Annotated in this window: 14 protein-coding genes; 12 read left to right on the plus strand and 2 right to left on the minus strand. The window is 74.2% G+C overall.

Annotation, left to right across the window (positions count from 1 at the left end; all coding sequences use genetic code 11):
• Nucleotides 1–162: 162 nt before the first annotated feature.
• The 8 genes from ABTY15_RS28160 to pip all read left to right on the plus strand — a co-directional run bounded on the left by ABTY15_RS28160 (nt 163) and on the right by pip (nt 11853).
• On the plus strand, nt 163–789 hold the full coding sequence (locus ABTY15_RS28160) for a hypothetical protein (protein WP_350601413.1): 627 nt from the start codon (nt 163–165) through the stop codon (nt 787–789).
• Nucleotides 786–1652, plus strand: coding sequence for an NmrA family NAD(P)-binding protein (locus ABTY15_RS28165; protein WP_350601416.1), 867 nt, complete (start codon nt 786–788; stop codon nt 1650–1652). The genes ABTY15_RS28160 and ABTY15_RS28165 overlap by 4 nt, the downstream gene beginning before the upstream one ends.
• A gap of 413 nt (nt 1653–2065) precedes the next feature.
• Nucleotides 2066–5935: a Pls/PosA family non-ribosomal peptide synthetase gene (locus ABTY15_RS28170; protein ID WP_350601419.1), complete on the plus strand. Its 3870-nt coding sequence runs from the start codon at nt 2066–2068 to the stop codon at nt 5933–5935.
• A 35-nt stretch (nt 5936–5970) separates the two neighbouring features.
• Nucleotides 5971–7296, plus strand: a complete 1326-nt coding sequence (locus tag ABTY15_RS28175) for a M1 family metallopeptidase (protein ID WP_350601575.1) — start codon at nt 5971–5973, stop codon at nt 7294–7296.
• Nucleotides 7297–7450: 154 nt separating this feature from the next.
• Complete coding sequence (locus ABTY15_RS28180) at nt 7451–8830, plus strand: serine hydrolase domain-containing protein (RefSeq protein ID WP_350601420.1); 1380 nt, start codon at nt 7451–7453, stop codon at nt 8828–8830.
• Between the two features lie 314 nt (nt 8831–9144).
• Nucleotides 9145–9984: a GNAT family N-acetyltransferase gene (locus tag ABTY15_RS28185; RefSeq protein WP_350601422.1), complete on the plus strand. Its 840-nt coding sequence runs from the start codon at nt 9145–9147 to the stop codon at nt 9982–9984.
• Nucleotides 9981–10793: a lysophospholipid acyltransferase family protein gene (locus ABTY15_RS28190; RefSeq protein ID WP_350601424.1), complete on the plus strand. Its 813-nt coding sequence runs from the start codon at nt 9981–9983 to the stop codon at nt 10791–10793. The genes ABTY15_RS28185 and ABTY15_RS28190 overlap by 4 nt, the downstream gene beginning before the upstream one ends.
• Nucleotides 10794–10899: 106 nt before the next feature.
• On the plus strand, nt 10900–11853 hold the full coding sequence (gene pip, locus ABTY15_RS28195) for a prolyl aminopeptidase (protein ID WP_350601426.1): 954 nt from the start codon (nt 10900–10902) through the stop codon (nt 11851–11853).
• A 590-nt stretch (nt 11854–12443) separates the two neighbouring features.
• Here the strand turns inward: pip and ABTY15_RS28205 are convergent.
• Nucleotides 12444–12992, minus strand: coding sequence for a PaaI family thioesterase (locus tag ABTY15_RS28205; protein ID WP_350601428.1), 549 nt, complete (start codon nt 12990–12992; stop codon nt 12444–12446).
• Between the two features lie 275 nt (nt 12993–13267).
• Between ABTY15_RS28205 and ABTY15_RS28210 the strand changes: the two genes are divergently transcribed.
• Nucleotides 13268–14761, plus strand: a complete 1494-nt coding sequence (locus ABTY15_RS28210) for an extracellular catalytic domain type 1 short-chain-length polyhydroxyalkanoate depolymerase (RefSeq protein WP_350601431.1) — start codon at nt 13268–13270, stop codon at nt 14759–14761.
• 32 nt (nt 14762–14793) lie between these two features.
• Here the strand turns inward: ABTY15_RS28210 and mca are convergent, their stop codons facing one another.
• Nucleotides 14794–15684, minus strand: a complete 891-nt coding sequence (gene mca / locus ABTY15_RS28215) for a mycothiol conjugate amidase Mca (RefSeq protein WP_350601434.1) — start codon at nt 15682–15684, stop codon at nt 14794–14796.
• A 252-nt stretch (nt 15685–15936) separates the two neighbouring features.
• Between mca and ABTY15_RS28220 the strand changes: the two genes are divergently transcribed.
• The 3 genes from ABTY15_RS28220 (at nt 15937) to ABTY15_RS28230 (ending at nt 18689) form a co-directional block, all read left to right on the plus strand.
• The gene (locus ABTY15_RS28220) at nt 15937–16653 is read left to right on the plus strand and encodes a TetR/AcrR family transcriptional regulator (protein WP_350601436.1); all 717 of its coding nucleotides are present in this window, start codon (nt 15937–15939) and stop codon (nt 16651–16653) included.
• A gap of 196 nt (nt 16654–16849) precedes the next feature.
• Nucleotides 16850–17530, plus strand: coding sequence for a DUF6445 family protein (locus ABTY15_RS28225; RefSeq protein WP_350601438.1), 681 nt, complete (start codon nt 16850–16852; stop codon nt 17528–17530).
• A 103-nt stretch (nt 17531–17633) separates the two neighbouring features.
• Nucleotides 17634–18689, plus strand: a complete 1056-nt coding sequence (locus tag ABTY15_RS28230) for an NAD(P)-dependent oxidoreductase (RefSeq protein WP_350601441.1) — start codon at nt 17634–17636, stop codon at nt 18687–18689.
• The last annotated feature ends 63 nt before the right edge of the window (nt 18690–18752 follow it).

Here is an 18752-nt window from a genome sequence, read left to right on the forward strand (position 1 = left end):
CCGCGGTCATCCTCGGCGGCATGGGCACCATCAGCGGCCCGCTCGCCGGCGCCACCCTGCTCTTCCTCATCCCGAAGAAGCTCGAATTCCTCTCCTGTTAGCCACCTAAGCACTAATAATTAGGCACCTAAGCATCTGATCGCTCCCCTCAGGAGGCACCTCATGGGCAAGAAGGGCACGAAGGCACCCGGGGCACCACCCCCCTTCGTCCTGTGGCGCGAGGTCGTGGTGGCCTACGCGATGCCCGCCGCCATGGCCGGCATCGGCGGGGCCGTCACCCGCCAACCGCAACTCCTGGTCGCGGCGGCCACCACCATCGCGGGCACCTCCGCCCTCGTCGCGGCCCTGACCGGCGCCCGGCTGCGTCGCCGCCCCCGCCACTCCTGGTCGGCCCGGGCACCGCGCGCCCTGGTGACCGTCGCCCTCGGCCTAGCCGCCGCCGCGACGGCTCTGGCCGTCGGCCTCGCCGCCGCCCACTGGCTGCCCCGGCTCCCGGCCCTCGCCGACAGCCCCTGGCCCGGCCGACTCCCCGGCGACCTACCGGTCTCCTCGGCGATCGCCGCCACCGTCATCACCTGGCGCTGGCGCGGCAGCCTCCCCCGCGACCCCGCCCAGCGCCGACTCCCCCAGCACTCCCGAAACCCGCGCCCCACCAACCCACCCCTCGCCAACCCGCACCCCGAGAGCCCCGTCCCCTCGAGCGCCACCCCCGCGAGTCCCATCCCCATGAGTCCCGCCCCCGAGCACCAGCAGCCCGCACACCTGAACTCCGAAAGGCAGACATCATGATCGTCGTCATGGGCGCCGGCGGCGCCACCGGAAGCGCCACCCTGCGCAGCCTCGCCGCGATCGGCGCGCCGACCCGTGCGCTCAGCCGCAACCCCGCCCGCCTCGCCACCGAACTCGACGAGCGGACCCTCGCCCTGACCGAGCCCCTGCCCGCCGACGCCGCCGACCCCGACTCGCTGCGCGCGGCGTTCCGCGGCGCCCACCAGCTCTTCCTCACCATGGCCAACGGACCCCGCCAGGTCGAGCACGAGCTGACGGCGATCGACGTGGCGGCGGAGAGCGGAGTGGAGCACATCGTCAAGATCTCGGCCCCCGCCGCCGAGCCGGACTCTCCCGTCGCCGTCTCGCGCGGCCACCACCGGATCGAGGAGCACCTGCGCGCGTCCGGGATCACCGCGACCGTGCTGCGGCCGTACGCGTTCATGCAGAAACTGCTGCTCCTGGCGCCCGGCATCGCCGCCGCCGGTGTGGTGCACGGCTCGCTGGGCCTGGCACGGTGCAACTACGTGGACGCCCGGGACATCGGCGACGTCGCGGCCGAGGTGCTCACCCGCCCGGAGCTGGCCGGCGGGGCCTACCCGCTCACCGGCGGACGGGCGTACAGCCATCCCGAGCTCACCGGCCTGCTGGGCGAGCTGCTCGGCCGGTCGGTCCGCTACGTCGACCTGAGCCCGGCCGAGCTGCACGCCCACCTGGTCCACCGGGGCGGGATGCCGGCCTGGCTGGCCGCGCACGTGGTGGAGATCCAGCAGCTGGCGGTGGTCCGTCGGGAGGTGCCGGACGACACCGCGACCCGCCTGACCGGACGCCCTCCGCGCACCCTGGAGGCCTTCCTCCGCGAGCACCTGCACCTCTTCCGCTGACCACCACGACCCGCGGCGGACCCAAGGAGCGGCCCGGGAACGGGCCGGATCCGGCCGGAAACCGGCTCGAATTCGGCTCGGAACCGGGCCCGCCACCCGAAGGGAGTAAGAATCGCCGTGACGTGGATCACGGGCGGAAATCCGATCTGACGATCCGTCAATTCGACTGACATGTCGTCACAATAGGCTCACGACCGCTCAGTTGCAGTCTGAAGGATCGTCAGATACGGCCATTTCCAGCCCAGTTGGGCCGAGTGTCGGCCCGTACGCCACCCGTCACGCGGGGCTACCATCGGTCGGGTTGTCCGCTCCGGCCCCGGAGTGGGGTCACCCGGTCAGGCGAGTGCTCCCACCGCCCCCAAGGGCCGGGCACGGGTCTGAACGGGGCGAGGACGAGGAGCGCACAGGCCACCATGATCGAACCGAGCCAGCCGGAGCAGAGCACCACCCCGCCGCGCGCCCTCTTCCCGGGCCGCCCGGCCGCTACGCCGCGCACCCTGGTCGACGTCCTGGACGCCACCGTGCACGCCCACCCCAACGAACCGGCCCTGGACGACGGGCGGACCGTCCTCAGCTACCGCGCCCTCGCCACCGAGGTGGAGCAGCTGCGCCGCCGCCTGGCCGCCGCCGGGATCGGTCCGGGCGACCGGGTGGGCGTGCGGGTCCCGTCCGGCACCAACGACCTGTACGTCTCGATCCTCGCCGTGCTCGCCGCCGGCGCCGCCTACGTCCCGGTGGACGCCGAGGACCCGGACGAGCGCGCCCAGCTGGTCTTCGAGGAGGCCGAGGTCGCCGCGGTGCTCGGCGCCGGGCGCGCCCTGACCGTCCACCGCGAGCGCCCGGCCGCCCCGGACCGCCGCCCCGCCCCGGCCGACGACGCCTGGATCATCTTCACCTCCGGATCCACCGGCCGCCCCAAGGGCGTGGCCGTCACCCACCGCAACGCCGCCGCCTTCGTCGACGCGGAGGCCGCGCTCTTCCTCCAGGACGAGCCGATCGGCCCCGGCGACCGCGTGATGGCCGGGCTCTCCGTCGCCTTCGACGCCTCCTGCGAGGAGATGTGGCTGGCCTGGCGCTACGGCGCCTGCCTGGTGCCGGTCCCCCGCGCCCAGGTGCGCAGCGGCGCCGACCTCGGCCCGTGGCTCGCCGAGCAGGAGATCACCGTGGTCTCCACCGTGCCGACGCTCGCCGCGCTCTGGCCGGCCGAGGCGCTGAACGAGGTCCGGCTGTTGATCTTCGGCGGCGAGGCCTGCCCGCCCGAGCTGGTGCAGCGGCTGGTCACCGAGGGCCGCGAGGTCTGGAACACCTACGGCCCCACCGAGGCCACCGTGGTCGCCTGCGCGGCCCTGCTGACCGGCGACGGCCCGGTGCGGATCGGCCTGCCGCTGGACGGCTGGGACCTCGCCGTGGTGGACGAGGCCGGCGAGCCGGTCGAGCCCGGCGGCACCGGCCAGCTGGTGATCGGCGGGGTCGGCCTTGCTCGCTACCTCGATCCGGAGAAGGACGCCGAGAAGTACGCGCCGCTGCCCTCGCTGGGCTGGCAGCGTGCCTACCGCAGCGGCGACCTGGTCCAGGCCGACCCGGCCGGCCTGCTGTTCCTCGGCCGCACCGACGAGCAGATCAAGCTCGGCGGCCGCCGGATCGAGCTCGGCGAGGTCGACGCGGCGCTCCAGGCGCTGCCCGGCGTGGCGGGCGCGGCCGCCGCCGTCCGCACCGCGCGCGGCGGCAACCAGCTGCTGGTCGGCTACCTGGTCGTCCAGGACGGCTTCGACCGGGAGGAGGCCGTGCGGCGGCTGCGCGCCGAACTGCCGGCCGCCCTGGTGCCGCTGCTCGCGCCGGTCGACACGCTGCCCACCAGGACGTCCGGCAAGGTCGACCGCAACGCCCTGCCGTGGCCGCTGCCCGAGCTGGAGAGCGCCGGCCCCACCGAGCAGCTGTACGGCACCGAGGCCTGGCTGGCGGAGCAGTGGGCGGAGATCCTGGGCGTCCAGGTGAGCGGCCCGCGGGACGACTTCTTCGCGGTCGGTGGCGGCAGCCTGGCCGCCGCCCGGCTCACCACCCTGCTGCGCACCCGCTACCCCAGCGCCGCCGTGCTGGACGTCTACCAGCACCCGACGCTGCGCAAGCTCGCCCGGCACCTGGAGCGGACGGCCGCCGACGGCGCCGAGGCCAGGACGGTCACCCTGGTGCCGACCCGGGCCAAGCTGCTCCAGCTGCTCCTGCTGATCCCGCTGTTCACCGTGGTGGGTCTGCGCTGGACGGTCGCCCTGCTGGCCCTCGGCAACCTGCTCTCCCACCTCGGCGACTACCCCTGGGCGCCCACCGCCTCCTGGTGGGCGGTCGGCGCCGGCGCCCTCGTCCTGTACACCCCGGCGGGCCGGCTGGCCGTCGCGGCCGGCGGCGCCCGGCTGCTGCTGCGCGGTCTGGCGCCCGGCAGCTACCCCCGCGGCGGCGCCACCCACCTGCGGCTCTGGGCCGCCGAACGGCTGGCCGAGCTCAGCGGCGCCACCTCGCTGTCCGGCGCCTGGCTGGTCCGCTACGCCCGCGCGCTGGGTGCCAAGGTCGCACCCGAGGTGGACCTGCACTCGCTGCCGCCGGTCACCGGCATGCTGAAGCTGGGCCGGGGCTGCGCGGTCGAGGCCGAGGTGGACCTGTGCGGCTACTGGCTGGACGGCGACCGGCTGGAGGTCGGCCAGGTCAAGGTCGGCTCCGGCGCGGTGGTCGGCACCCGTTCGACGCTGCTGCCCGGTGCCCGGGTCGGCAAGCGCGCCCAGGTGGTGGCCGGCTCCAGCGTCACCGGCCAGGTCCCGACCGGGCAACGCTGGGGCGGGGCGCCCGCCGTGAAGCTGGGCCGCGTCGAGCGGAGCTGGCCCAAGGACCGGCCGGTCCGCCGAGCCCGCTGGGCGGCGCTGTACGGCGCCAGCGGCACGGCGCTGGGTCTGCTCCCGCTGCTGCCCGCGCTGGCCGGGGCCGCGGTGCTCACGCGCTTCGTCGATCCGGGCGCGGAGCTCGGCGCGGCGCTCGGCGGCGCGCTGCTCGGCCTGCTGCCCGCGACGCTCGCGTACGGCGCGGTGTACGCGGCGCAGCTGGTGACCGCCGTCCGGCTGCTGAGCATCGGCCTGGAGCCCGGCGTGCACCCGCTGCACGGCCGGGTCGGCTGGCAGGCGTGGACCGTCACCCAGTTGATGGACCGGGCCCGTGAGGTGCTGTTCCCGCTGTACGCGGGGCTGGTCACGCCGCTGTGGCTGCGGGCGCTCGGGATGCGGGTCGGCCGGGGCGCCGAGGTGTCCACGGTGCTGGCGCTGCCCAGCCTGACCACGGTCGGCGACGGCGCGTTCCTCGCCGACGACACCCTGATGGCCCCGTACGAGCTGGGCGGCGGCTGGGTGCGCCTGGGCGAGGCGAAGGTCGGCGAGCGGGCGTTCCTCGGCAACTCGGGGATGACCGCGCCGGGCCGGGCGGTGCCCAAGCGGGGCCTGGTCGGGGTGCTGTCGGCGACGCCGGAGAAGGCGAAGAAGGGCGGCTCGTACCTGGGCATGCCGCCGATGCGGCTGCCGCGCGCGGCGGACGAGGCCGACCAGAGCCTCACCTACGAGCCGCCGGCCCGCCTGCTCTGGGCGCGCGGGCTGGTCGAGCTCGCCCGGCTGCTGCCGGTGCTGGCCTCGGGCGCGCTCGGTGCGCTGACCGTGGCGGTGCTGTCCTGGCTGGCGGCCGGTTCGCCGCTGACCGCCGCCCTGCTCTCCGGGGTGGTGCTGCTGACGGCCGGCGCGGCGGCCTGCCTGGTCGCGGTGGCGGCGAAGTGGCTGCTGGTCGGGCGGTTCCGGGCGGTGGAGCACCCGCTGTGGAGCGGTTTCGTGTGGCGCAACGAGCTCGCGGACACCTTCGTCGAGGTACTGGCGGTGCCGTGGCTGGTCGGCGCGGTGCCGGGCACGCCGGTGCTGAACCTGTGGCTGCGGGCGCTGGGCGCGCACGTCGGGCACGGTGTCTGGTGCGAGAGCTACTGGCTGCCGGAAGCGGACCTGGTCACCCTCGGCGACGGCGTGAGCATCAACCGGGGCTGCGTGGTGCAGACCCACCTCTTCCACGACCGGATCATGCGGATGGATACTGTGGTCCTCCGCGAGGGTGCCACCCTGGGCCCGGGCGGAATCGTGCTGCCCGGCAGCACGGTGGGCGAGCGCAGCACGCTGGGCCCGGCCTCGCTGGTCATGCGCGCCGAGTCCGTCCCCGCCGACACGCGGTGGCTGGGCAACCCCATCGAGGCGTGGCAGACCACGTCGTGACCACCCGTCCCGGCCCGCAGGAAGCGCTCGACCCCGTGAAGCCCAAGCACGTCCCGACCGCCACCGGCGCCCCGGACCCGTACTTCCCGCAGAGCGGCGACCACCGCTTCCGGGTCCACCGCTACGAGCTGGCGCTGGACTACCGGCCCGGGCCCAACCGGCTGGCGGCCTCGGCGCGGCTGAGCGCCGTCGCGGACGCCGCGCTGGCCGAGTTCGCGCTGGACCTGGCGGAGTTCCGGATCGGGCGGGTGCTGGTGGACGGCAAGGCCGCCCGGTACACCCACCGCGGCGGCAAGCTGCGGATCCGCCCGGCGAAGGCGCTGGCGGCGGGGGCCGCGTTCACCGCCGAGGTGCACTACACCGGCAACCCGCACCCGGTGCGCAGCCCGTGGGGCGGCCTGGGCTGGGAGGAACTGACCGAGGGCTCGCTGGTGGCCAGCCAGCCGGTCGGCGCGCCGTCCTGGTTCCCGTGCAACGACCGGCCGGCCGACAAGGCGACCTACCAGATAGCGGTCACCACGCCGTCGCCGTTCACCGTGGTGGCGAGCGGGCGGCTGCTCACCCGCACCACCCGGGCGTCCAGCACCACCTGGGTGTACGAGCAGAGCGCGCCGACCTCGACGTACCTGGTCACGGTGTCGATCGGGCACTACCAGCCGGTGCCGCTGGCCGCGCGCCCGGCGGTGCCGCAGACCGGCTACGTGCCCGAGCGACTGGTGCCCGCGTTCACCCGGGACTTCGGCCGCCAACCGGAGATGCTGACCTACTTCACCGAGGTCTTCGGACCGTACCCGTTCGGCGAGTACGCGGTGGTCGTCGCGGACGAGGAGCTGGACGTGCCGGTGGAGGCGCAGGGCGTCGCCACCTTCGGGACCAACCACCTCGGCGGCGGCTGGGAGCGCGAGCGGCTGATCGCGCACGAGCTGGCCCACCAGTGGTTCGGCAACAGCGTCTCGATCGCCGACTGGCGGCACATCTGGCTCAACGAGGGCTTCGCCAAGTACGCGGAGTGGCTCTGGTCCGAGCACGTCGGCGGCCCCACCGCCGGCACGCACGCCGCCGCCGCGCACGGCCTGCTGGCCGGGCTGCCGCAGGACCTGACGCTGGCCGACCCGGGCCGGAAGCTGATGTTCGACGACCGGCTGTACCAGCGCGGCGGGCTGGCCGTGCACGCGCTGCGGCGGGCCCTGGGCGACGACCGGTTCTTCGCGATGCTGCGGGACTGGACGAGTGTCAACCGGCACGGTGTGGTCGGCACCGCCGACCTGCGCGCCCACGCCTCCCGGTACACCACGGCCCCGCTCGGCCCGCTCTTCGAGGTCTGGCTGCACCGGCCGGAGCTCCCGCCGCTGCCGGCCTGAGCGGGCACCCGGCGGGGGGCTCCGCGCGGGGGTCCCACGGGAGCCGCGCGGGGCTCCGCGCGCCGGTTCCGGGATATCCGGTGGATCCACTGAGCAGGGCCTGACTAGGTTGAACACGTTCGACCCCGTTCCGCCCGAGATTCCAGAGGACCAGATGACCGATCAGCCCGACGAGCTGCTGCCGACCACCCGCCGCGCCCTGCTGCACCGGATCGCGGTCACCCAGGCCGAGGGGCGCACCCCCTCCCTGATCGCGGGGGTGGTCCGGGACGGGCGACTGGTCTGGAGCGGTGCCCGCAGCATGGTCGACGGGCACGCGCCGACCCCGGACGTGCAGTACCGGATCGGCTCGCTCACCAAGACCTTCGTCGCCGTGCTGGTGCTGCGGCTGCGCGACGAGGGCCGGCTCGACCTCGCCGACCCGCTCGAACACCACCTGCCCGGCACCCCGGCCGACGGCGCGACCATCGCCCAGCTGCTCTCGCACTCCGCCGGGATCGCCGCCGAGACGCCCGAGCCCTGGTGGGAGCGGACCGACGGCTCACTGCGGCCCGCCGTCGGCGACCTGCTCGACCGGAAGAACGCGCTCAAGCACCCGGCCGGGCGCCGCTTCCACTACTCCAACCCCGGCTACGCGCTGCTCGGTTCGCTCGTCGAGAAGTTGCGCGGCGAGCCCTGGGGCGAGGTGCTGCGCCGCGAGATCCTGACACCGCTCGGCATGGACCGCACCACGCTGTTCCCCGAGCACCCGCACGCCGGGGGCTTCGCCGTCCACCCGTGGGCCGACGTCATGCTGCCGGAGCCGCTCACCGACACCGGTCTGATGGGCCCGGCCGGACAACTCTGGTCCACCGCCGCCGACCTGGCCCGCTGGGCGGCCTTCCTGGCGGACGGCGACGACCGGGTGCTCGCCGCCGACACGCTGGCCGAGATGCGCCGCCCCGCCGTCGGCCCGGACAGCGCCGACTGGACCGCCACGTACGGGCTCGGGCTCCAACTCCGACGCCACGAGGGGCGGGTGCTGTACGGTCATGCCGGGTCGATGCCCGGCTTCACCGCCGGGATCTGGGTCAGCGAATCGGACGGGCTGGCCGCGATCGCCCTCTCCAATGCCACCAGCGGCGCCAACTCCCCGCTGCTGGCAGCCCAGTTGATCACGCTCACCGCCGAACACGAGCCCCGGATCCCGGCACCCTGGCGCCCGCTTCCGGAGGTCGACGAGGAGCTGCTGGCACTCACCGGCCCCTGGTACTGGGGCAGTTCGCCCTACACCCTGCACCTGAAGGCCGACCGCGGGCTGGAGCTCACCGCGCTCGCCGCCGGCAGTCGCGAGTCCCGGTTCCGCGCGGAACCGGACGGCACCTGGACCGGCCTGGACAACTACTACGCGGGCGAGACCCTGCGGGTGGTCCGGGCCGCCGACGGCACGGTCAGCCACCTCGACCTCGGCTCCTTCGTGTTCACCCGCGAGCCGTACGGACCCGCCCCGGCCGTCCCGGGCGGCGTCGATCCGCAGGGCTGGCAGGGCAGTTAGGGCGCACCCGGCCGGCCCGATGGCCAAGGCCGAGGCGCAGTGCGACGACCGGGGCACGCGGGGTTCGGGACCGCGTGCCCCGCTGTCTACCCCTCGCGGGCGAGCGCCCGGTGCCGGGCAGGTGTCCGAGGGGCAACGGGTGGTCCCATTCAGCAGTTGCACATCTGCGGTCCGCCGAACGGCCACGTGGACGCCAACCGGCCCGGAGAGACATACGGGGACTACCGGTTCGCATCCAGGCCCAACGGATGCGGCCGGGCCGGTGCCCTGGCGATCCACGGCACCGCCGACCGTGCTGCCCTGGAGGGTCCGCCATGACCACCGTCCCCACGTACGCTCCGTCCGCAGTCGCCCCCGCCCACGACGCCCCGGCGATCCCCGTGCCCCGCCACGAGCAGGCCCCGGCCGCCGGCTACACCGTCTCCCTCGCCCGCGACGAGGACGAGGTGCGCGCCGCTCAGCGCCTGCGCCACCAGGTGTTCGCCGCCGAGCTCGGCGCCGTGCTGCACAGCCCGGTCGAGGGCCTGGACGTCGACCCGTTCGACGAGTTCTGCGACCACCTGCTGGTCCGGGAGGGCGAGCGGGGCGCCGTCGTCGGCACCTACCGGCTGCTGCCGCCCGCGGCCGCCCGCCGCGCCGGCCGGCTTTACTCCGACGGCGAGTTCGACCTCTCCGCGCTGGCGCCGGTCCGCCCGGGCCTGGTCGAGCTCGGCCGCTCCTGCATCCACCCCGACCACCGGGGCAACGGCGCCGTCATCAACCTGATGTGGGGCGGCATCGCCCGCTACCTGGCCGACACCGGCAACACCTGGGTCGGCGGCTGCTGCTCGATCGAACTGGCCGACGGCGGCGCCACCGCCGCCCGGGTCTGGGACACCGTCAGCGCCAAGTACCTGGCCCCCGAGGAGTACCGGGTCACCCCGCACCGGCGCTGGGACGCCACCGGCGTGCCGCGCGCCGAGCGGGGCGCGCTGCCGGCCCTGCTCCGCGGCTACCTGCGGCTCGGTGCCTGGGTCTGCGGCGAGCCCGCGTACGACCCGGACTTCAACTGCGCCGACCTGTACGTGCTGCTCTCGCTGGAGCGCACCGACCCCCGCTACCTGCGGCACTTCCTGTCCGGGCTGCCGGCCCGGCCCCAGGGCACACCGGCATGAGCGTCTGGCTGCCGACGGCGCCCTGCCGGCCCGAGACCTGCCTGTCCGAACCCTCCCCGACGGTCTCGTGCCCCCGGCGGGCGCTGCGACTGGCCGCCTGCCTGGCGGCCGTCACGGCGGGCGTCGTGCTCAGCCTGCCCGCGCGCCTCCTCCCGCAGGGCGCCCGGGACGGGCTGATCCGGCTCTGGGCGCGCGTCCTGCTGCGTTCCCTCGGGGTGACCGTCCGGCTCGGCACTCCGGTCGGCGCCGTCGGCGGTGGGATGCTCGTGGTGGCCAACCACGTGTCCTGGCTGGACATCCCGCTGATCGCGGCCGGCCGGCCGGGCCGCTCACTGGCCAAGAGCGAGGTCCGGCGGTGGCCGGTGATCGGGCCGGTGATCGCCTGGGGCGGCACCGTCTTCCTCGACCGGGACCGGCTGCGGACCCTGCCGGACACCGTGGCGGCGGTCGCCGAGGTGCTGCGGTCCGGCCATCCGGTGATCGTCTTCCCGGAGGGGTCCACCTGGTGCGGTCGGGAGAGCGGCCGCTTCCGGCCCGCGCTGTTCCAGGCGGCGGTGGACACCGGCTCCTTCGTCCAGCCGGTGACGATCCGCTACCGGCTGGCGGACGGGCGGCGGACCAGCGCGCCCGCCTTCGTCGGCGACGACGGGCTGCTCACCTCGCTCGCCCGGGTCGTCGCGGTGCGCGGGCTGGTCGCGGAGGTGACGTTCCTGCCGCCGATCCCGGCCCCCGGCCCCCAGGCCACCCGGGCGGGTGCACGTCGACAACTGGCTCAGGCGGCACAGGCAGCGGTCGAGGGAGTTCTGTGACTGAACGTCACATTCGACCGGGGTGAGCCCGGTTGGGGAGCCGCACCTGAGTACGCCCGGTAGTCTCGCGGGGCAAGCGTCCGGACGTTCACGGAGGAGTTCCGCGATGACCGAGCTGTATCCGCTCCACGAGCCGTACGCGCAGGGCCTGCTGGACGTCGGCGACGGTCAGCGGATCCACTGGAACGTCGCCGGCGACCCGGCCGGAAAGCCCGCCGTGGTGGTGCACGGCGGGCCCGGCTCCGGCCACCGGGCAGGCTCGCGACGGTACTTCGACCCCGCGCGGTACCGCCTCGTCCAGTTCGACCAGCGCGGCTGCGGCCGCAGCCTGCCGCACGCCGCCAACCCGACGACCGGTCTGGAGCACAACACCACCGCGCACCTGATCGCCGACATGGAGCGGCTGCGCGAACACCTCGGCATCGACAAGTGGCTGCTGTACGGAGGCTCGTGGGGCTCGACGCTGATCCTCGCGTACGCCCAGGCCCACCCCGAGCGGGTGTCGGAGATCGTGATCTGCGGGGTCACCATGACCCGCCCGGAGGAGACCGACTGGCTCTACCGGGGCGTCGCCCGCTTCCTCCCCGGCCCCTGGGAGGCCTTCCGCGACGCCCTGCCGCCCGCCGACCGGGGCGGCGACCTGGTGGCCGCCTACAGCCGCCTCCTCAACAGCCCCGAGGAGCCGGTCCGGCGGGCGGCCGCGCGGGCCTGGAGCGTCTGGGAGGACGCGGTCGTCGCGCACGAGGTGCTGGGCAAGCCGGACGTCTACACCGACCGCCCCGCCGACGACCTGATGGCCTTCACCCGGATCACCGCGCACTACTTCGCGCACCACGCCTTCCTGGCGGACGGGCAGCTGCTGCGCGACGCCGGACGGCTGGCCGGCATCCCCGGCGAGCTGATCCACGGCCGGCTGGACCTCGGCTCACCGCTCGACACCGCCTGGGAGTTGGTCCGGCACTGGCCGGACGCCCGGCTCACGGTCATCGACGAAGCCGGGCACACCGGGAGCCCGGCGATGTCGGCGGCCGTCCTCGCGGCCATCGAGCGCTTCGCCTGAACCGGAACCGGATCCGGATCCTAAAGGAGGGCATGCGGCCGGCCAACCTGCTGTCACTGCTCGCCGGGCTCGGCATCCTCGCCGTCATCGCGTTGCTGTCCGCCGCCCTGGCCACCGGCTCGCACCGGTTTGGCATCCTGGCGGGCACGGTTGTCCTGGTGGTCGGCTGCGTCTCCTTCCTCTTCGTCTGCTTCGTCGGCTACGCCTGCCTTCCTGTACAGCCGCCACCGGCCGCGCCGGGACGTGGGCTTCGTCGTCGTCCTCGGCTCCGGGCCGATCGCCGGCGACCGCATCCCGCCGCTGCTGGCCAGCCGGCAGTACCGGGGCCGGGAGATCTACGGGAAGCAGGCCGCGCACGGCAACCCGCCGGCGCTGATCTCCTCGGGTGGCCAAGGACCGGACGAGAAGCTGCCGGAGGCGCACGCGATGGCCGACTACCTGATCGCACACGGCCCAGCTTTCCTCACTCTCCAAATGCTTAGCGTTCGGGTCCGGGCAGCCCCGGCCACTGCGGTGACCGGGGCCGTTCCTGTCGGCGCGCGAGCACCAGGGCGGTCGGCCGGGAGGCCCGGCACTGGTCAGGCCACCAGTCAGGCCGCCGGGCGCGGCGTCAGGATCGCGCAGGTGGTGGTGGCGTGCGCATACAGCTTGCCGTTCTCCACACCGACCACCCGGGCCTCGGCCGTCGCCATCGTCCGGCCGAGGTGCAGCACCACGCCCTCGCAGCGCAGCAGCCCTGAATCGGCGAACAGCGGGCGCAGCATGTGCACGTTCAACTGGGTGGTGGTGTAGCCGAGTCCGGCCGGCAACCGGCTCAGCACGGCGCAGCCGAGCGCGGAGTCCAGCAGGGTCGCGAGGTACCCGCCGTGCACGGTGTTCATCGGGTTGTAGAGGTGGTCGCCGAGCTCGCCCTCGAACACCGCCGTGCCCGACCGCACCTCGGTCAGGTGGAAGCCCATGGTGCTGCAGATCGCTGGCTCCTGGATTCGCCCGGCGATCATCTCCCGCAGGATCTCCTCTCCGGTCAGATGCGGGAAGGCGGACACTGGCGGACCGGCCGTCCAGGTGTGCGTTCGGGTACGCGCCTCCTGGCCATCCAGAAGCGTCTTCTCATCGGGGGCGATCTCATGAGTCGTCATGGGATCAACCTGCCCTGTTCGAACGCTTCCCTCAAGTGCCGCCCGGCGCCCCGCGGACGGGTGCCGAGCAGACCGGACGGCTAGGCGAAGACGGCCTGGCGGGGCGGCCTCACGGGGACGGCCTGGCGGGGCGGCCTTGCGGGGACGGAGGCACCATGGCGGCCCGTGCCATGACAGGCGGGCGGACTCCGGCTGCCCGTCACATGGTCCGGCCCTCCGGGACGCGCCACGCTGCACGGCGTCCGGCCCCACACCTCCCCCACCCTGGAGCCTCGATGCCACTCCGCCCTGTCGCCGCCGCGCTGTTGACAGCCACAGCCCTCGCCTTCGGCAACACCGCGCCCGTCTCCGCCACGCCGACCACTGCCCCGACCTATGCGTCGGCCACTGCCCCGACCGCCACGGCCGACGCCGCCGGTAACGGCCTCTACCAGCAGGTCACCGGCTTCGGCGCCAACCCCGGCAACCTGGCGATGTACACCTACACCCCTGCCGGACTGCCGACCGGGGCACCGCTGGTGGTCGCCCTGCACGGCTGCCTGCAGAGCGCCACGGACTACTACCGCAACTCCGGATGGACCAAGTACGCCGACCTGTACGGCTTCGCTGTGGTCTTCCCGCAGACGAACAGCACCAACAACAGCCTCTCCTGCTTCAGCTGGTTCGACGCCACCAAGGACACCCGTGGTGCCGGTGAGGCGGAGTCCGTGGTCGAGATGCTGGCCAAGGCCAAGAGCCTGTTCGGCTCGGACAGCCATCGGGTGTTCGTCACCGGACTGTCGGCCGGCGGCGGGATGGCCGCCGATCTGCTCGCCGACTACCCCGAGCTGTTCGCCGGCGGCGCGATCGACTCCGGCCTGCCCGCGCACTGCGCCACCACCCAGAGCGCCGCCTCCAGCTGTCAGAACAGTGACCAGGGGCTCGCCCCGGCCCAGTGGGGTGACAGAGTCCGGTCCGCGCACCCGGGTTACGCCGGTCCGTGGCCCCGAGTGGCGATCTGGCAGGGCAGCGCCGACACCGTCGTCAAGCCCGTGAACGCCACCGAGCTGCGCGACCAGTGGACGAACGCCCAGGGCATCGGCCAGCGCCCGACCGGCACGCGCAACCTGCCGGGCGGCACCAACCAGGAGCTGTACGCCGGCCCGGACGGACGGCCGACCGTGGCGCTGTTCACCGTGCCGGGGATGGGACACGGCCTGGCGGTCAGCCCCGGCTCCGGGGCGGACCAGTGCGGCGCGACCGGTAGCTACTTCCTGAACGCGATCTGCTCCAGCTACTACACCGCGCAGTTCTGGGGTCTGGACGGCGGCACCGGGCCCACCTCCCCCGGTCTGCCCGCCCCGGCCGGGCTGACCGCGACCGCATCCGGCCAGGACTCGATCACCCTCGATTGGCAGGCCGTAGGCGGCGCCGTCTCGTACCAGGTCTTCCGCGACGGCGCCCTGGTGGGCACCACGGCCGGTCCGTCCTTCACCGACACCGGGCTCGCCACCGGGACGGCGTACAGCTACACCGTGGCCGCGGTCGACACGACGGGCACGGTCGGCGCCCGGTCGGCGGCGGTCACGGCGACCACCGGCGGCGCCGCGCCGCAGTGCTTCACGGACACCAACTACGGCCAGGTGCGGGCCGGCCGGGCCACCCAGACCGGCGGCCTGACCTACGCACTCGGCTCGGGCCAGAGCATGGGGCTCTGGACCACCTTCGTGACCCACACACTGAAGCAGACCGGCCCCGGCTACTTCGTGCTCTCCGACGGCCAGTGCTGACCGCAGGGACCGTCGCGGATCCGTCGAGTGGCTCATCCGCCCCCCTCCCCTGACCGGAGTCCGGCGAACAGGTCGTGCTCGGGCAGCTCGCCGACACCGGGCGGCACGCTCCGGGCGAGGTGGTAGTCCTCGGTCGGCCAGACCTCGCGTTCGATGTCCCGGGGGTGGGCCATGAACCCCGTGCCGGGCTCGACCTGGGTGGCGTGCGCGAGCAGTGCGGCGTCCCGGACGACGAACTGCTCGGCGCACGCTATCCGCGTGGTGGTGGCGAGGGCGGGCGGGGTGTCGGGCCAGCCGGCGAGCAGCTCGCCCATCGCCGAGGGGACGCCCCGCTCCGTCATCGCGTCGTGCAGGCTCTGGAACCAGGCCCGGGAGAGCGCCAGGTGGTAGTAGAGCTTGGCGGCCTGCCAGGGCTCCCCCGCGTCGGGGTACCGCGTCGGGTCGGCCGCGGCCTCGAAGGCTTCGACGGTGACCCGGTGGGTCATCACGTGGTCGGGATGCGGGTACCCGCCCGTCTCGTCGTAGGTGACCACCACCTGCGGGCGGAACTCCCGGATCAGGGCGACCAGCGGCGCCGCCGCGACCTCCACCGGCTGGGCGGCGAAGCTGCCCTCCGGCAACGGCTCGCCCGGACCGGGCATGCCGGAGTCGACGAAGCCCAGGAACCTCTGCTGCACGCCGAGGATCTCGCGGGCGGCCGCCATCTCCTGGCGGCGGATCCGGGCCAGTTCGGCCCGGACCTCGGGGCGGTCCATCGCCGGGTTGAGCACCGACCCGCGCTCCCCTCCGGTGCAAGTGGCGACCAGGACCTCCACGCCTTCGGCGGCGTAGCGGGCGAGGGTGGCCGCACCCTTGCTGGACTCGTCGTCGGGGTGGGCGTGCACGGTGAGCAGGCGAAGACCGCCGGGGTGCTTGGTGAACATGGATCCTCCGTGAGTAGTGATCAGGTGTTGCCAGAGACGGCGCGCCGCAGGGCCGGGTCGGCCGCACGGGCCGCTCCACCCGAACCACCGCGCCGTCGCGCCGCTCCACCGACCGATGCGGTCATGACCCCTCCCCGGGCTCGTTCGTCCGGCGGTCGCTCCGACCACCTGAGGAAAACTTAGGACGGACCCAGAGATTAGGTCAAGCATAATTACTGTGCTCGACCCAATGAACTGCGCTAGGCTCCCCCCATGACCGAGACCACCCCGAACCTGCGCGAGATCAACAAGCGCCGCACCCGTGAGGCGATCTCGCACGCCGCGACCAGGCTCTTCATCGACCAGGGCTTCGACCGGACGACCATCGCGGAGGTCGCGGCCGCCGCGGGCGTCGCCAAGATGACCGTCACCAACCACTTCCCGCGCAAGGAGGACCTGCTCCTCGACCTGCACGAGGAGCTGGTCGGCCGGCTCGCCCGGACGGTCGCCGACCGCGCACCGGGCGAGTCCGCGCTGGCCGCACTGCGCCGCGACTGCCTGGCCGGGCTCGACCGGCACGATCCCCGGCTCGGCTTCTCCGGCGCACCCTTCGCCCGCACCATCACCGACAGCCCGGCACTCGTCGCCCGCCTCCGCGAACTGCACGAGCAGGGTGAGGCGGCCCTCGCCGGGGCCCTGGCCAGGGCCACCAACCCGGCGGCCCCCGCCGACCACGAGAGCCCCGGACAGCCCGACCACCCCGAGCACCCCGAGGGCCACGGACACCCCGAGGACGTCGACTTCGAGAGCCGGGTCGCCGCCGGCCTGCTCGCCGCCGTCGACCGCGCGGTGTTCAGCGAGGTGTTCCGCCGGATCCTGGCCGGCGAGGAACCCACCACCGTCGCCGCCGCGGTGCGCCCCTCGGCGGTCCGCGCCTTCGACCGACTGGAGACCGCCCTGGGCACCTTCGCCGTCCGCCCGGCTCCCTGAACCCGACAACCGGAGCCCCGGACCGGACGGCCCACGCCCCCGAACCCGAAGCCGAACCCGACCACCGACACCCCGACCAGCCCGGAGGGCCACCCGACGGACCATCCGAAGAGCCCACCAGACACAGGAGGCACTTGACGAAAGGTTGACCTGCTCACGGCAGAAGGTTGACGACTACCGCCCCTATCGTCGGCGCATGCCCTCACAGCCCATCAGGCCCACGACCCTGCCGGTCCTGCCGTACCGCAAGCCCACCCGCGGCCGGGACTACTGGGTCCTGGACAACGTCCTGCCCGATCCCGACGCCGTCCGCGAACGCTGTCTGGCCCGCGGCGACTGGACCGAGGGCTACCCGTACCGTCCCGAGGCCTGGCCCGGCCTGCGCACCATGCCCGGCCTGGAACCGGACGAACTGGCCCGCGTGGAGGCCCTGGTCCGCAAGGCCACCGGCGCGTCCCGGCTCTGGGTCCAGAGCACCCCGGGCGGCGGCACGCTCAACCACAACTGCGTGCAGGTCGTCGGCGCCGGGGAGTCGGAGTCCCGCCCGCACACCGACTCGCGCGCGCTCTGCCGCTACGCCGCCGTGCTCTACCTCAGCCCCGGCGCACCCAAGGACGCCGGTACCAGCTTCTACCGGCAGCAGTTCCCCGGCGGCCGGCTCGGCGGCAACCTCGTCAACGCGCCGCACAACAACCTGGTCGAGGCGCTCGGCACCCGCCACGTGCCCGCCGACCACTTCACCGAGGACGTCCGCGTCCCCAACCGCTACAACCAACTGCTCCTCTACCACGCCAACCTCATCCACAGCGCGACGAGCTACTACGGCAACGAGCTTCCGGAACGACGGATGACGGCGGTCTTCTTCTGGATGGCCTGACCCGACCCGACGGTCCGCCCACACCGCTCCTCCCCCGGGGCGCTGTCCGAGCCCCGTCCTAAGATCGCCCCGACGGAACGGGGCGAGATCAACGGGGGGGATTATGGGACGGACACGGGTCCTGGTGCTGGACGCGGCTCCCGGGGACCTGCTGGACCGCGAGCTGGAGCGCCTGCTCGGTCACGGCCTCGCCGTCACGCTGAACCTGCGACGCGTGGACGACCGGGCGGGCGCGACCTCAACGTGGGCCGGCCGGGTCGAGTTCACCGACCTCGACGCCTTCGACGAGGCCGCGCTGATCGCCGAGGTACGGCGCGGTCCCGGCTTCCACGCCGTCAAGTCGCGCGGGAGCGTGCCCCTGCGCGCCGACTTCCTCGCGGCGGCGGCCGACCCGGCGCTGCCCTGCCCGCTCCGGGTGATCGGCCGTGCCGGCGCCGGCACGGACCACGTCGACCTGGCGGCCGCCGCCCGCCACGGCGTGACCGTCACCCACACGCCCGGCTCCAACGCCGAGGCCGTCGCGGAGTTCGCCCTCGCTCAGCTCCTCACTCTCGTCCGGGGCCTGCCCGCCTTCAACCAGGCCTCCCACCAAGGCCGCTGGAGCGCACCCGCCGCCCCGCCGGCCGGGCTCGCCGAGCTCACCCTGGGCATCGCCGGGCCGGGCCGCATCGGCTCGGCGCTCGCGACCCGGGCCCGTGCCCTCGGCATGACCGTGCAGAGCTGGTCGCGCCGCCCCGCCCCCGCGCCCCTGCGCGGCGCCGACTCGCTCGACGCCCTGCTCGCCAGCAGCGACGTGGTCTCCGTCCATCTGCCGCTCACCCCGCAGACCCGGGGGCTGATCGGTCGCCGCGAACTCGCGCTGCTCCGGCCCGGATCGGTGCTGCTCAACACCGCGCGCGGCGGCATCGTCGACGAACAGGCCCTGGCCGACGCGCTGCGCGACCCCGACCACCCCCTCGCAGCCGCCGCCGTCGACACGTTCGCCCGGGAGCACACCGCCTTCGGCTCCCCGCTCCTCGGCCTGCCGAACGCCCTGCTCACCCCGCACATCGCCGGCATGACCCGCACCGCCATGGCCGAGGCGGCGATCCGCTGCGCCGACCACCTCGCCGCGCTCCTCGCCGGCCGCCCGGACGGGGTCCCGGTCGTGGCGCCCTGACGGCCCGGGCGTTCAACGACCACGCGCACGACCAGGCTCCGCCTACGACCACGCCTGCGCCCA

The sequence above is a fragment of the Kitasatospora sp. NPDC097643 genome (assembly GCF_040302625.1).
GTDB lineage: Bacteria > Actinomycetota > Actinomycetes > Streptomycetales > Streptomycetaceae > Kitasatospora.